At 55.8% G+C, this 14,790-nt stretch carries 9 protein-coding genes and 1 pseudogene; 2 read left to right on the forward strand and 8 right to left on the reverse strand.

Going from position 1 to position 14,790, the window contains the following annotated elements:
- Window positions 1-268: 268 nt before the first annotated feature.
- The gene (locus ACE1BR_RS22110) at window positions 269-8,560 is read left to right on the forward strand and encodes an LPD38 domain-containing protein (RefSeq protein WP_374874110.1); all 8,292 of its coding nucleotides are present in this window, start codon (window positions 269-271) and stop codon (window positions 8,558-8,560) included.
- 33 nt (window positions 8,561-8,593) lie between these two features.
- Here the strand turns inward: ACE1BR_RS22110 and ACE1BR_RS22115 are convergent, their stop codons facing one another.
- The 3 genes from ACE1BR_RS22115 to ACE1BR_RS22125 all read right to left on the reverse strand — a co-directional run bounded on the left by ACE1BR_RS22115 (window position 8,594) and on the right by ACE1BR_RS22125 (window position 9,499).
- Window positions 8,594-8,992 carry a type II toxin-antitoxin system death-on-curing family toxin gene (locus ACE1BR_RS22115; protein WP_374874112.1) on the reverse strand — a complete coding sequence of 133 codons (399 nt, stop codon included), beginning with the start codon at window positions 8,990-8,992 and terminating at the stop codon, window positions 8,594-8,596.
- Window positions 8,992-9,171 carry a hypothetical protein gene (locus ACE1BR_RS22120; protein ID WP_033137226.1) on the reverse strand — a complete coding sequence of 60 codons (180 nt, stop codon included), beginning with the start codon at window positions 9,169-9,171 and terminating at the stop codon, window positions 8,992-8,994. Before ACE1BR_RS22120 ends, ACE1BR_RS22115 begins: the two co-directional genes overlap by 1 nt.
- 127 nt (window positions 9,172-9,298) lie before the next feature.
- Window positions 9,299-9,499, reverse strand: a complete 201-nt coding sequence (locus ACE1BR_RS22125) for a hypothetical protein (RefSeq protein WP_374874114.1) — start codon at window positions 9,497-9,499, stop codon at window positions 9,299-9,301.
- A 315-nt stretch (window positions 9,500-9,814) separates the two neighbouring features.
- On the opposite strand from ACE1BR_RS22125, the gene ACE1BR_RS22130 reads away from it, so the two are divergent.
- Window positions 9,815-9,943 carry a hypothetical protein gene (locus ACE1BR_RS22130; protein WP_374874116.1) on the forward strand — a complete coding sequence of 43 codons (129 nt, stop codon included), beginning with the start codon at window positions 9,815-9,817 and terminating at the stop codon, window positions 9,941-9,943.
- A 261-nt stretch (window positions 9,944-10,204) separates the two neighbouring features.
- On the opposite strand, the gene ACE1BR_RS22135 is transcribed toward ACE1BR_RS22130, so the two are convergent.
- From ACE1BR_RS22135 to ACE1BR_RS22155, 5 genes and pseudogenes are all read right to left on the reverse strand, one after another.
- Entirely contained in the window at window positions 10,205-10,531 is a 327-nt protein-coding gene (locus ACE1BR_RS22135) for an MliC family protein (RefSeq protein WP_374874166.1), read from the reverse strand.
- 115 nt (window positions 10,532-10,646) lie between these two features.
- Window positions 10,647-11,519 (reverse strand): beta-1,6-N-acetylglucosaminyltransferase, encoded by an 873-nt coding sequence (locus ACE1BR_RS22140; RefSeq protein WP_374874118.1) that lies wholly within the window; start codon window positions 11,517-11,519, stop codon window positions 10,647-10,649.
- A gap of 366 nt (window positions 11,520-11,885) precedes the next feature.
- Window positions 11,886-12,205, reverse strand: a pseudogene (locus ACE1BR_RS22145) (transporter); the annotation flags it as partial.
- Window positions 12,206-12,797: 592 nt separating this feature from the next.
- Window positions 12,798-14,450, reverse strand: coding sequence for a cation acetate symporter (locus ACE1BR_RS22150; RefSeq protein WP_374874120.1), 1,653 nt, complete (start codon window positions 14,448-14,450; stop codon window positions 12,798-12,800).
- Entirely contained in the window at window positions 14,447-14,758 is a 312-nt protein-coding gene (locus ACE1BR_RS22155; RefSeq protein ID WP_374874122.1) for a DUF485 domain-containing protein, read from the reverse strand. Before ACE1BR_RS22155 ends, ACE1BR_RS22150 begins: the two co-directional genes overlap by 4 nt.
- Window positions 14,759-14,790: the final 32 nt, after the last annotated feature.

Genomic DNA, 14,790 nt, shown 5'->3' on the forward strand with positions numbered 1-14,790 from the left:
TGATCGGTTCGCCGGTCGGGGCTTTTCTTTTGCAAAAAATCCGAGGATACCCATGGACAAGCCTGGACTGCGTGACGCTTTGCCACAGCCTAACTCATCAGATACAAGAACAGATCCGTTCTGGGGGAACCTCGATAGCAGCTTGTCCGCAGTAATCGCCTCACCATCTGCAACCTCAGCGCCCAAGCGAGATCTCAATGTTGGCCTAGGTGATGTTGCTCGTGGAATTGGCGCGGGGGCGCTAGATCTGGTTGGAGGCATTGGCGAATTGGCTCGGCAGGCCAGCGGCTTTGGCAAGGAGCGCGGTGGTCGCAATGCCGAGGAGGTGGCCAGCAGTGGCGGCGACTACCTGGAACAGGTGCGTGCCAACATGGCCAGCAAGCTCAGCCCGGTGCTGGATTTTGTGGCTGGCGCGGGCGATCTGGCAAAGTCCGGCGCAGAGTCGCTGACCGAAGGCATGAGTGTTGATGCCAAAGAGGCGCTGAGCCGCCGCTTGGTCGATGAGACACCAGAGGGGCGGCTGACCATTGGGGATGGCGCGGGTGACATCGATGTGTGGGCCATGAAGATGGCTCAGGGGGTTGGGTCGTTGGTGCCAACTTTGCTGGCTGGTGGGGTGACGGGCGTTGCCGCTAAAGCCAGTATTGGTCGGGCCGTTACGGCCTCAATGATCAAGCGTGGAGCTACGCGAGAGGTTGCGGAAGCGGTAGCTGCTAAGACGGTATCAAAGCTGGCTACAGGCGCCGCTGCCACCACCGGCGTGACTGGATCGGTAGGCAGTGCTGGGGTAAATACGCGCGAGACTGTACTGGGCATGTCCTATGACGAACTGGCAGCCAGTGACACTTTCCGGCAGGCATTCACCCGAATTGACCAAGATCAGCAGACCCAGCATCTCTCTGATGAGGAAAAGCTCGCGCTGGCCCGAGAAGAGACAGCCAATTTTGCCAGCCGTGTCACGATGAGTGACGCCAAGACGTGGGGCGCGGCTGCCATGGGATCCATGATGGGCGACGTCATGCTGTTCAAGATGTTGGCAGGCAAGGCGGCCGGTGGCGGCATCCTGAAAGGTACTGCCAAGGGGGCTATCGGCGAGGGTGTTGGTGAAACGCTCGAGGAGGGTGTGCAGCAGTACGCCGTGAACGAATCACTCAACGAGGTGGCTGCAGCAGATATAGATCCGATGAAAGGGGTTGTATCTAGTGCGCTGGAGGGTGGCCTGATCGGCATGGGTACCGGTGGTACCGTCGGAGCTGTTGGCGGAATGCGCGGCGGCAAGTCGCATGTTGAAAGCGAGAGCGGCGCTCATGCAGATCCAGCTACCACGATAGATGATAAGCCCATTGAACCGAGTGACCAGGTGCGGGCGGATCCGGAGACTGTACGTGTTGATCCTGGTTTGGCTGCGGCAGTGGATTCCATGGCGGAACCTGTGACAAAAGCAGCTGAGCAATCCCCGCTAGGCCCCAGTGCCAGCCAGTTTGACGAATTGCGCGATGTGCCAGCTTACCTACGACGCGACGATACCGCTGAGCGTTTCAAGGGCATGGCCAGTGATAGCGATGTGCAGCAAGCCCTAGCCGGGGAGTTTGGTCAGTCTGTAGAGGAGCTGGTTGCCGCTCAAATGCAGGCTGGTGAGCAGGGCAAGAGTCTTTATGAGCGTGTTCAGGCTGGCGAGCTCGGGGTTGACCCATTCGCTGGAAATAAGAGCGTCCAGCAGGTGGCTATGGAGAGCCAGCGTCCCGCTTTGCCGCTCAAGGACATCATCTTTGCTGGCGATGCCAACGCCTCTCGGGACCTGACCACTGAAGGTCATTTTGATGACAAGCAGATTGGCACTGGCCCCCAGTTCCGTGGCGCCGAGCGCACGCACTGGCAGAATGGGCAGGAGGGGGATGTGTTGCCACCTGATTCGGCAACTGCCAAGCCTGCCGGGGAGTTGCCGGGGGCTGTGATTGAGGGGGAAGCGCGCGAAGTTGGCACCGAGTTGCCGCACCGTGATGTGGTCTATGGTGACGATCTGCGCCAGCCGGACGCCAAGCCTCTGCGCGGTAGTACTACTGAATCAGAACTGGGTCCGCTTCAGTCCCTGCGAATTACCCGCAAGGGCAAGCCGTTTGCCACCGAAAAAGAAGCTGCCCTGGCTAGCCGCAAGGGCAAGGAGACACCGGTCCCTCTAAATGGAGGCGGCTTTGGCGTGGCTGAGATCGCCGAAGTGGAGCAAGTGCAGGCTGCCAGTCAGCACCAGGCAATCAATCAACCGCAAGTTGAGGTGAACAATGATCCGGTTACCCCAGTACCTGCAATCAGCAGTGAACGACAAGGCGATCAGCCTGGCACAGGCGAACCGGTTGCAGCTGGCGCTAGACCAGCCACTGCCGAACTCTCCAACCGATCTGGACCAGGAGATCCGACAAACCACGCTCCTGCTCTACCTGTATCTAATGGACAGCAGCAAAATGACCAAACACTGACAGCCCCGGCCACTGATGCCGGGGTTGCTGCATCTAGGGTGAAGAAACCGGCATCCTCCGCGCCTACCGACAGTGAGCCTGTGCAACAGATCGAGGCGGCGCGTGCCGAGGTGGCGCCGGAGCCTACCGACGCGCAGAAAGAGGCGGGTAATTACAAGAAGGGTCACCTCACGCTGCAGGGGCTGGATATCGCGCTCGAGAACCCCAAGGGCTCCACCCGTTCCGGTATTGATCAGGACGGCAAGGCGTGGCAATCGACCATGGCCCACGACTACGGCTATATCAAGCGTACCCTGGGGGCTGATGGTGATCATGTCGATGTGTTCATCGGTGATCAGCCTGATGGCGGGATGGTCTATGTGGTGGATCAGGTAGACCCCAAGACAGGCAAGTTTGACGAGCACAAAGTGATGTTAGGGTTTGCCGATGAGCAGGCCGCTCGAGCCGGGTACTTGGCGAGCTATGAGAAGGGATGGCAGGGCTTGGGTTCTATCAAGTCCATGCCGGTCGAGGCCTTTAAGCGCTGGCTCAGAGATGGTGATACCACCAAGCCAGTGAACGCTGGCAAAGCGGAACAGCAGAGCAAAATCACAGATTTTGGCGAGAAGATTGGTGGGGCACGCAAGGATACCTGGACGGCGTACCGCGACACAGTCGAAGGGGAGACCGCGGACCAGATCAAGGCATTGCCTCTCTCCAAGGCGTGGCCGACACCAGACTACGACAAGTTGATTGAGTCTGGAATGGATCGCCATGCGGTAGCCATTGCCAGGGCCGCTCGTGACGCAATTCCTGCCAAGCCTCGGGTCAGTTATAAGGTCGCTCATTGGGCTCAGGCGGTGAAGACTCTACGTGACCTGTCCCTTGGCCTGATGGATGGGACGATTGATGCGAATACAGCGAAACGAGTGATGTCGAGCGCTGGGTTGCGCAGTGCCCATGCCATCCATAACAGAGCGGAGCTTTATGTGGCGGTTGGTCACCAACGAAGCTTGGCAGATCTCGAGCTCAGCCTGGGCAGTTACAGCCTCTACGATGGGGTGAAGTACGACCCGCCGAAGGGCATTTGGACCATTAGCCGAGAGAGTAAGTCGAGTGTTTTTGGTCGCTGGCCTCGAACCATCGCATCAGGTGCAAGCAAGGAAGAGGTGATCGCTGCGTTCAAGCATCGCTATGACCAATTGACGCAAGAGGGCACTAAACCCAAAGCCATTTCATTCGCCATTTACAGCCGCCGTGATGGTCAAGGTTGGCTCATCGGCAAGAAAATAGGCCGTAACCACCTGGACCTGACAGAGGCATTCAATAATGTCAGTGACGCCAGAAAGTACCGGGATGACCACTATGACGAGTTGGTCAGGCAGTTGGAAAAAGCCAAAGAGATCCCGCGTGAACGCCGGGATATCAATCAACCTCGCGTAGGAGAGGACATGCGTGGCGGTGCTGATGTCACGCCAGACCTTTTTGGTGAGGCATTTGGTTTTCGCGGTGTTGAGTTTGGTAATTGGGTAGAGCAGGGGCGTCGTCAGCGGGATCTGAATAATGCCTACGATGCATTGATGGATATGGCCGCTGTGCTGGGGATCTCTCCCAAGGCGCTTTCACTCAATGGTGAGCTGGGACTTGCCTTTGGCGCCAGGGGATCTGGTGGGGTTAATCCTGCAGCTGCACATTACGAGCACGGCAAGGTGGTGATCAACCTCACCAAAATGAATGGTGCTGGTTCGTTGGGCCATGAGTGGTGGCATGCGCTCGATGCCTACTTTGCCAGAGGCCGTGGCCAGTCAGGCGATATGATGACGGAGGCTTTGGATGTGTCCCTGGCGGCGAGGGAACGTCCATTTCTCCATCGTGGAACCGTGCGTAAAGAGATGATCGAAGCGTTCGGTGCCGTCAATCGGGCAATCAAGCAGACATCCCTCAAGGAGCGGTCACGCAAGCTGGATGACAAGCGCAGCAAGGCATACTGGACCACTGACAGAGAACTGAGTGCCCGGGCGTTTGAGTCGTACCTGATAGCCAAGTTGCAAGACCAGAACGCCAGCAACGATTACCTGGCAAACATTGTCAGCGAGGCATCTTGGGATGCAGAAGCTGCCCTTGGAATACGTCTTGATGGTAGCTATCCATACCCTACGGCTGGTGAGGTCCCTGCGATTCGAGCTGGATTTGATGCATTTTTTGACACGATTGAGGAGCGCAAGGAGGGGGATCGCAGGGTTCTGTTTTCCAAGCAGGCCATGTCACAGGGGGAGAGGCCGGCCAAGCACCTGACCCGCAAAGAGGCAGAGCTGGTTACCAAGGCGTGGTTCAAGCAGTACAGCGGTGCCGGAGGCATTGATGTGCAGATCCATGCCACCCAAGGGGAACTTGAGAAGGCGCTGGGGCTGGCCGCCAAAGATGGCTTGATCCGGCGCGCAGCCTTTGATGACGACACCGGCACCCTGCATGTGGCCGCCGATACCATTGCCAACCCCAAGCGGATGCGCGAGATCCTGCGCCATGAGGTACTGGCCCACTACGGGTTGGCCAATGTGCTCGGTGATGGTGAGTACACCAAGCTGATCAGCCGCCTCATCAAGTCGAAGAAAGATCCCAGTATGAAAGCGGTGTGGGAATGGGTAGATACCCACTACGCCGATGAGGATATTGGCGTTCAGGCGGAGGAGGTCGTTGCCCACCTCGCGGAATTGGAGCAGAGCGCCTGGCGCCGCGGTTGGGATCGGTTGGTGGCGTGGGTCACTAAGGCACTGCGCACAGTAGGCTTTGTGCCAGACGGTATCTCTGCTGCAGAGACCCGTACCCTGATCGAGGGGCTGGGCAAGAAGATGAAGCGCGGCGGACCGGACGATGGCGGCCCGGATGGTGGAAAGAAGTTCAGCCAAGAGGCGGAAAATACTGACGAAGATCTTGGCAAGCCAACTTCCGGTGATCCATTCAAGCCGAATCGTGCTGATGCCGACGGTTATCGCAAGCAACTTGCCAAGGCGATGTCATCTCCTAAGAGCGGTGAGATGGCGATAGAAATAGGGAGAACCCCGGCAGCTCTGCAAGCCGTAGGAGCCCCTGATCTGCCAATCAGGATAAGTCGCGATGTCGTGAGGAAAGCCGTCAATGGTGTGAAGCATGATGTTGGAATGGATACCATTAAGGCGTTGCCTGAGTTGCTCAGTGACCCAGTGGCTATCTTTGATTCAAAGACACATCCCGGGGATGCCCTGGTCGTATTGTTGGATGCCGCGGATCACTCTGGGCGTCCAGTTGTGACTGCCCTGCAATTGAAAGTGAGCAGAGGTAATTACTTGGATATAAATAGAATTGCTAGCGTCCATGGACGTCCAAGCGATCAACTCCAAGGATGGCTTGAGGCGAGGCTTGCTAAATACATAAAGAAAAACCACCGTGGCTCTTTACGCACTGGGCTGCAATTGCCCTTAGGTTCAAGCATTGGTGGTTCAGAGAAAAATATACTGAGCGAGGCTGATATTGTCAAAGGTGGTCTGAAATTCAGCCAGTCTAACACCGCAGCAGATGCGGCCATGGAAAAGCTCAATCTCGGCGCCAAGCCGGACATCATCGACAAGACCAAGGTCAATCTGGACAAGCTGCGCAAGGTGGATCGTAGCTTGGTGAAGTCATGGATGGATCGCTTTATCAAGAAGGCTAATACCGAAGTGCTTGATGCTCTGGCTCCCATAAAATATGCAGAGCAGGCTGCAGGCATCACCGATGCGGCCGACTCCGGCTATATTGCGGCACGGATGGCGACCGGGGCGGCATCTACCATGCAGGCAACCATGCTCTATGGCCTGCCTGAGTGGAAGGATGGAGTTATCCAGCGCAAGGCAGGAACCGGCGAGAAGGATGCGCTGCTGGGTATTTTCTCCGATCTGGGCTCAGATCTGCATAACTGGCTGGGCTGGATGGCTGGACACCGGGCGGAGTTGTTGATGGACCAGGGGCGAGAGAACCTGCTGAGCGAGCAGGATATCGCGGCCCTTAAAGGGCTTGGTAAGGGCAAAGATGCCAAGTTTATGGAGGCCAAAGCCCGTTGGAACAGGCTTAATGCAGCGACTCTGGATCTGGCTCAGGAGGCTGGTCTGTTTACCAAGGAGGCTCGGGCCGAGTTTGAAAACGAGTGGTACATTCCGTTCTTCCGCGAATCAGATGACGGAGACGTTATCGCCCCCTTCAAGCAGAAGGGGATTGCCAACCAGAATGCCGGGATCAAGAAGCTAAAGGGCGGTGAGGCCAACACCAACGACCTGCTCGAGAACATCTTCACCTCTACCTCCAAGCTGATCGATGCCTCCATGAAGAATATGGCTGCACAGAAGACGATCTGGAACCTGGCGGATACCGGCATCATTGAGGTGGTGGCCAAGCCCAACTTGATGGACTGGCGGGCGCTTAAGAACAGCAAGAATCTGATCACCGTCAAGCTGGATGGTGAGGACTACATGATCCGGGTGGATGATCCAGACCTTTACCGAGCCATGACATTCTTCGATCGCCAGCCGTTCGGCGCGATGGTCAACATAGCCGCCAAGGCGAAGCGCCTGCTGACAGCTGGGGTGACCGCCTCGCCGGAGTTTATGCTGCGCAACTTCCTACGCGACTCGCTCTCCAGCTGGGCGATCAGTAAGGACGGCTTCAAGCCGGTGATCGATTCTATCAAGGGGGTGAAAAAAACGTTGGCCATGGATGGTAGCACCATCGATGTGATGTTCAGTGGTGCGAGCTTTCTTGGCGGCTACGTTAACGGCAACGACCCAAGCGCCATGGCTGACGCGGTGCGCAAGTCACTTCGACGCAAGGGGATGACGCCTGAGCAGATTGCCCGCTACGAAAAGAGCATCATCCGCACTGCTGCTCAAGCCAAGGGCGTGGTGGCTGATATTTGGGAGAAATACAACCGCTATGGCGAGGCGTTGGAGAACGCCAACCGTGAAGCGGTCTATGATGCGGCAATCAAGGCGGGTAAGAGCCATGCCCAAGCGGCTTTTGAGTCGAAAGACTTGATGGACTTCTCCATGCTGGGGGCGGCTCGCTCCATTCAAGGGGCAGCCATGATCCTGCCGTTCTTCAACGCTCGTCTGCAGGGCCTTAGCAAACTGGCTAGGGAGTTGCGTGACAACCCGCGTGACATAGCCAAGCGGGCGGGCATGATCACCGCTATGTCACTCGGTTTGTTGGCTGCCAACTGGGACGATGAGCGTTATGAGGAGCTCCCAGACTGGGACAAGGACGCTAACTGGCACTTCTTTGTCGGTGATCAGCACTTCCGGATCCCGAAGCCGTTCGAGATTGGCGTGATGTTTGGCACTATCCCTGAGCGCATGGTGCGCGCTATGGGCGACAAGGATTCCGGTGCCCAGTTCGGTAAGGCAGTTGCACGGGCGATCGGAGATACCTTTGCGCTCAACCCGACCCCCCAGCTCGTCAAGCCAATGGTTGAAGCAGCTTTCAACTATGACACTTTCCGTGGTGGCCCCATCGATAGTCCTCAGGATCTGGCCGTCAAGGCCGAGGCCCGCTACAACGAGCAGACCAGCTTGCTGATGCGCGAGCTTGGCGAGCTGTCTGGTTTTTCACCCAAGCAACTTGAGCATTTGGTGATTGGTTATACCGGCACCATGGGCAGCTACGTGATGGCGGCGGCAGACGGCCTGATCCGCGCGTCCCGTCCTGGTGAGTCGGCCAGCTGGCGCGCAGACGAGATCCCACTGGTGAAAGCCGTGTACCGTGGTACCGGCCCGGCTAAGTCCACCCAGCATATGGAAGAGTTCTACCGGATGCTGAATGAGGTGAACCAGCTCAAGCGCACAGTGGACCAGTACCGCAGCGAAGGACTGACCGACAAGGCCAATGAATTGTTGGAAGAGCAGGGCGGGATTTTGAAGTCACGTCGCAGTCTGAGCCGCACCCAGCAACGGGTGAGGGTAGTGCGCAATAAGATTGAGCTGATTCAGCGTGACAGAACCATGAGCGCAGAGGAGAAGCGCTTGCGGCTAGATGAGCTGCTGGCTCGCCGTAATGACCTGGTATATCAAGCGGTAAACCACAACCTGCAGAACTGGAAGTAAGGGCGGATGGTGGCAGTTAACACTGCCGCCTGATCAGGAGGTTTTTTGCTCTTCCAGCCAGAGCGCGTAGAGGATATCGGCAAACCAATCTTCGGGCAGAACACCGAGCACAAGGTCAACCATTGCATCTGCCAGCTTCTCGTTATCTCTTTCAATCTCGAAGTCGTTGAGGGAGAGATACTCAAGGCATACCGCGAGCCCAGTGCGCTTGTTGGCATCGGAAAAGGCGTGAGCAGTACCGATTGCCATCGCGTACTTTGCGGCGATGAGAAACACATCGTTTAGCCCGCTGTAGGCGATGGCGTTGTCGATGCGCCCAAGAGCCCCTTCCAATAAAGCGATACTGGCAGGACCGTGGTGCCCAGGAGATGCACCAAGAATGTAGTGATTTATCTCCAGCACCCGAGCAGGTGGAAACTGGATGATATCCATTACATATCAGCCAAACGGGTGAAGGTTTTTTCGTGGGTTTTCAGTGTCAGCTTAGTCTCAGACTTGATGATTTGGCGACCTTCTTCACCGTTCAGGCACAGGTTCTTTTCAGCTTTGATCTGCGGCCGATTCTGCACTTGTGGCAATCCATATTTGTTGCTGACTGTGTTGTCTTTCATGCTGTGGCTACCTCTTGATGTCGCATGGTGAGACTTTACCATAAATGGTAAATCGACATCCTGTGGTATGTCCAACTTAGTTGTGCGGCCCTGGCTGAGCCTCTGCGAAGGGGTTAAGTTGGGGCACTTAACCAGTGAGGACCATGACCATGTGGATACTGTTCGCGTTGATAATGATGGTGGTGGCGCTGAAAACGTTCAGTTTCAGCTTCACCCTAGCGCTGATACCGTTTGCTGCAGGGTGTTGGTGTTTCAGCAAATCCAGCAGAAGCGATCTGGATGACTTTATGGCATTCAGCTTTTTCTTTGTTCTAGTCGGGTTTGCCATATCAGCTCTTGTTTAGCGGCTTTAACTATTCCAATCCTCATTTCAATTAGCTGAAAATGAATCGCCGTTGCTATGAGTCCCATTGAGCTCATGTCGCTATTCGCCACGTTGTTATCCCACTTTCACCCTCTAAGATCTTCGTATAGCAGTTCAGGTAGGTTGGAATTTTTCTTTTGGAAAGAGAGGGATGGGTGTTGGGATTAAATATGTGCTCCCATCGCCATGTAAAAAGTGGTAGATTCGCTTGAATGCTGTATGTTCATACAGTATTCCACAGTCGAGAGACTGAGAACAGAGAAGCGGGGACCTGACTGGATGGATTCACTAACTGAGCTAGAAAATATTCTTGAGACTTTGGACCTGCCGAGGGTGGAGGAAGAAATGATCGCGCGCATTATTGATAAACTTCGCGATGAGTTTGATGAGTTGAAAACTGCGTCGTAAATGCGCTGTTTGTTCGAATTGGCCCGCCAGTGAGCGCAATGCTGTTCACTTAAGATAATTTGAGTTTCAGCCCACGTAGTATCAGGGCTAAAAAGCGAGGGAGGCATGATGCCTCCCTCTTTCTATTGCAAGTTGCACTGGATAAGGGCTGGAGTCAGATTGACTGGACACAGCCTTGCTTACTCATCTTAAGTCACATTTTTAAATGATTAGTCAAAAAGTACTTATCTGAATGACATTGCGGCCAGGCTGGGGTTTCTGTTATTGCTGTTTGCAGTCCTTATAGGCGGTCTGCCACTCGCCGGCCAGATTCCACATCTCGACAAATCCTTCACTCCCTTTGCTCCACCAGACGGCCTCGTGCTCGTCCGTATAGCGGGCGCCGGAGGCGGAGAACGCCTGCGGCAGGGTGTAGTCTTTGCCATCTGGCAGGGACAGCTTGATAAAGTTGAGGCTCTCGTCGGAGAGGGCGAAGTAGCGCACCTGCACCTTCTTGCCCTGCTCGCACTGGTAACTGATCGGTTCACCACCTATGGCAGTGAGGCTCTTACCCTGATTACAGCCAGCGAGTGCCCCCATGGCCAGCATGCCGATGGCCATCATATGAAATTTTTTCATGATAACTGTCCCATTTATGTCATCCAAGCATGAAATTCACAGCTTGAAGCTGATCTGGCGTCTGCGTCGTTAGTTGTCCGGATCTTCATACCAGCGCTGGCTCGGCTCGGGCTGCATCGGTCACCGGTTGTGCCAGCACCGCTTCCAGAATGTCGAGGATCTGGCTGTCGATGGTTTCATCGAACTTGCGGGCAAACAGATGCTCGCTTTGCAGCAGCGCTGTGGCATCTTCCGCCAGATAGTCCCGTGGCCTCAGCTTGATGTCTCCCATGGGGATCCAGTCGATGGCCCGCTTGTCGTCGTTGACGATCTGCCCCTGATAGCTGGTGTTCATGATCACCGTCTGGAAGAACCCTTCATCGGCGATCAAGGTGTTTTGGTAGAAGCTTTTGAAGCGATCCACCTCGGGACTGTGGCTGACAAATTCACAAAATGCGCGGCTCAGGATCATCCACTGGTTGCCAATGTAGGGAGTGACTCCTTCCAGATAGGGGCGGGTGGCAACCTGTTCACAGACCAGCTCCTGCTCCGTTTCGGTCACATGGTGATCGATGCGGTGTAATGTATCGGGTCGCAGTTTGCGCTGATCGAGGACTTTGAGGAAATCCTTACCGCGATGGCCGCACAAGAAGCTATGGATCTGTCCCTGGGTGCGCAGCGGAAAATCCTGGGCACTCAGATTGATGAAGAACTCCCATTTCACACTCTGTTTCAGCAGTGTCGCTATGCCGCGCAATTCGGCATCCACCAGACTATATCCTCCCCACAGTGCATTCTTGCTCGCGAGCATCGAGGCATTGGGATAGTCGCTAAGGAATAGGCCGATCTCCTGCTGCAACTCAGGGCCCGAGCTTTTGTCGACGTGGATCAGGTAGTGATTACTGTCGTGGTAGATCGCCTTGAACAGGCGCTTGAACTGGTCGGGATAGCGATGAACCAGAATGAGGTAGGCAATCATGGCGGTGTGTCCTGTGTTGGCGGCAGGGCAGCGCCAAACAGCAGGCCACTTCAGGCCGATGGCTTGAAGCAGGTTCCCGTCGGGCTGACCGCTGTCGCAATAAAAGAGTGTGAAGCGCATATGGCAACAGTGAGAACAGGCTGCGACAGAGGGGGGAGATGCGCCTTATGGCATCGGGTCAATACAGCCTATCTGGTAACGTCAGGTTGAGGATGAGAGGGGGGGCAAGGGTGCCCTGGCGGGAGGCTCTTTTGCATGACAAGCTAGTCATCAGGTGCAGAGCGCAAGCAGCCGGTAAGTGAGGGGCCACAGTAGCACGGTTCGGATGGGTGGCGTCATATATCGCCGCGGCTGAATGAAAAGTGCTCAATGGAGTACTGGTTTGGCCTCGAAATCTTGCACCAGCCACTCATCGGTACCGTTGTTCTTGATCTTCTGCAATCCTTGCTCGAACTGTTTGGCTATCCATCTCCTTGCGGATGATTGCGGTAGAAGGATAGCCAGAAGCCATCAGTGGAGATATTGCCAACCTTGATCACCTTGCCGGTTAGTTGCTTTTGCTGGATCTTGAAATAGCCCTATATGCCGTTCATCAGGATGTAGTCGCCCCGGCCGCGCACCAGCATCTCGAGGGTCTGAGCATCGGACTTGGCCTGAAAGCGGGTGGTCCTCGGTTTTTCCATAAAATATCTCAAACATGGGGGGATCGTACCAGCGGTACTGGTAACAGTTCAGATAAGTACTTTTTGACTAATCATTTAAAAATGTGACTTAAGATGAGTAAGCAAGGCTGTGTCCAGTCAATCTGACTCCAGCCTTTATCCAGTGCAACTTGCAATAGAAAGAGGGAGGCATCATGCCTCCCTCGCTTTTTAGCCCTGATACTACGTGGGTTGAAACTCAAATTATCTTAAGTGAACTGCATTGGTTGGGTTTTTGTTCGATGTTACTGGGTCAACTTTGGGGCAATTTTGGGGCAAATCGGGAGTGGTTTTGCGGGTTAATGAGGTGGTTTGGCGAGTTGGTGAGATGGAAAAATTCAGAAAAAACACAGGAGTGGCGCGGCTTTCGCGGGATGCAGCTTAATTGGTAGTGTTGTTGCTGCTTAACAAGATAAGTGTCCCGGTTGGTCTGTCAAATGGCGCGCATTATGGCACAGATCCCCCAAAAGTTTTAGCAAGAACTGTGATCTGGATCGGTCAGATGCGTATTTGGCTGTAGAGGGATCCACCATGAAAAAAGCCGGCACGAGGCCGGCTTGGTAGCGTGACTGACTCTTTAGTGGGAGGTGGCGCCAGAGGCACCCAGCCCGGTTTGGGAGCGAACGAACTGTGGCAGGAACTTGGCATGTTCGTCGGCGGCGTTCTGGGAGCTGTCGGTGATGGAGAAGAACCAGATCCCGACAAACGCCAGTGCCATAGAGAAGAGCGCCGGGTATTCGTAGGGGAAGATGGCCTGGGCATGGCCCAGCACCTTCACCCACACGGTCGGGCCCAGGATCATCAGGGTCACCGCGCTCACCAGTCCCAACCAGCCACCGTAGACGGCGCCACGGGTGGTCAGGCGTGACCAGAACATGGAGAGGAACAGCACCGGGAAGTTGCAGCTGGCGGCGATGGAGAAGGCCAGCCCTACCATGAAGGCGATGTTCTGCTTTTCGAACAGGATCCCCAGACCAATGGCTACCACACCCAATACCACAGTGGTGTATTTGGAGACGCGCAGTTCATCGGTCTCGTTGGCCTTGCCCTTCTTCAGCACGCTGGCATAGAGGTCATGGGAAACCGCAGAGGCTCCCGCCAGAGTCAGCCCGGCAACCACCGCCAGAATGGTGGCGAAGGCGACGGCAGAGATGAAGCCGAGGAACAGGCTGCCACCCACCGCATTGGCCAGGTGGATCGCGGCCATGTTGGTGCCGCCCAGCAGCGCGCCAGTAGCATCCTTGAAGGCCGGATTGGTACTGACCAGCAGGATAGCGCCAAAGCCGATGATGAAGGTGAGGATGTAGAAGTAACCGATAAAGCCGGTGGCGAAGAAGACGCTCTTGCGCGCTTCCTTGGCGTCACTCACGGTGAAGAAACGCATCAGGATATGGGGTAGACCGGCGGTACCGAACATCAATGCCAGACCCAGCGAGATGGCGGAGATGGGGTCAGCGACCAGACCACCCGGGCTCATGATGGCGATCCCTTTCTCGTGCACCTTGACCGCTTCGCTAAACAGGGCGCCGATATCGAAGTTGACCGATTTCATTACCATGATGGCCATGAAGCTGGCACCGGAAAGCAGCATCACCGCCTTGATGATCTGCACCCAGGTGGTGGCCAGCATGCCGCCAAACAGCACGTAGAGCACCATCAGGATACCGACCAGCACGACGGCCACATGGTATTGCAGACCAAACAGCAGCTCGATCAGCTTGCCGGCACCGACCATCTGGGCGATCAGATAGAGGGCGACCACCACCAGGGAACCGCAGGCAGATAAGGTGCGTACTTCAGTCTGCTTGAGGCGGTAAGAGGCGACATCGGCGAAGGTATATTTACCGAGGTTGCGCAGCCGCTCCGCGATCAGGAACAGAATGATGGGCCAGCCCACCAGAAAACCGATGGAGTAAATCAGGCCATCGTAACCGGAGGTGTAGACCAGCGCGGAGATCCCGAGGAAGGAGGCGGCAGACATATAGTCACCGGCGATGGCCAGACCATTCTGGAAGCCGGTGATGCGGCCACCGGCCGCATAGTAGTCGGAGGCCGAGCGGTTGCGCTTGGAGGCCCAGTAGGTGATGAACAGGGTGGCGGCCACGAAGACCACGAACATCACAATGGCCGAGATGTTGAGGGGCTGGCGATGCACCTCGCCACTTATCGCGTCGGCGGCCAGCAGGGGTGAAGAGGCCAGTGAGGCCAGCAGCAAGAGTTTGCCTTTCATTTTTTCACTCCCTTGAGGATCTTCTGGTTCAGCTCGTCAAACTCGCCGTTGGCACGGAACACATAGACACCGGTCAGTACGAAAGAGGAGAGGATCAGGCCCACTCCGACCGGGATGCCGCGGGTAATGGTCGATCCATCGCTGAGCGGGGTGCCGAGCCAACCGGGATCAAAGGCGATGAGCAGAATAAACGCCAGGTAGAGTCCCAGCATCAGAGCCGAGAGGGCCCAGGCAAAACGCTGGCGCTTGGCGACCAGCTCCTGGAAGTTGGGATCTTGCTGGATCCTCAGATAGCTTTGCTGTTCCATTGCAGTTCTCCATGACATGAGTGTCAGCGGTG

The organism is Aeromonas sp. MdU4, from assembly GCF_041929505.1.
Lineage (GTDB): Bacteria > Pseudomonadota > Gammaproteobacteria > Enterobacterales > Aeromonadaceae > Aeromonas.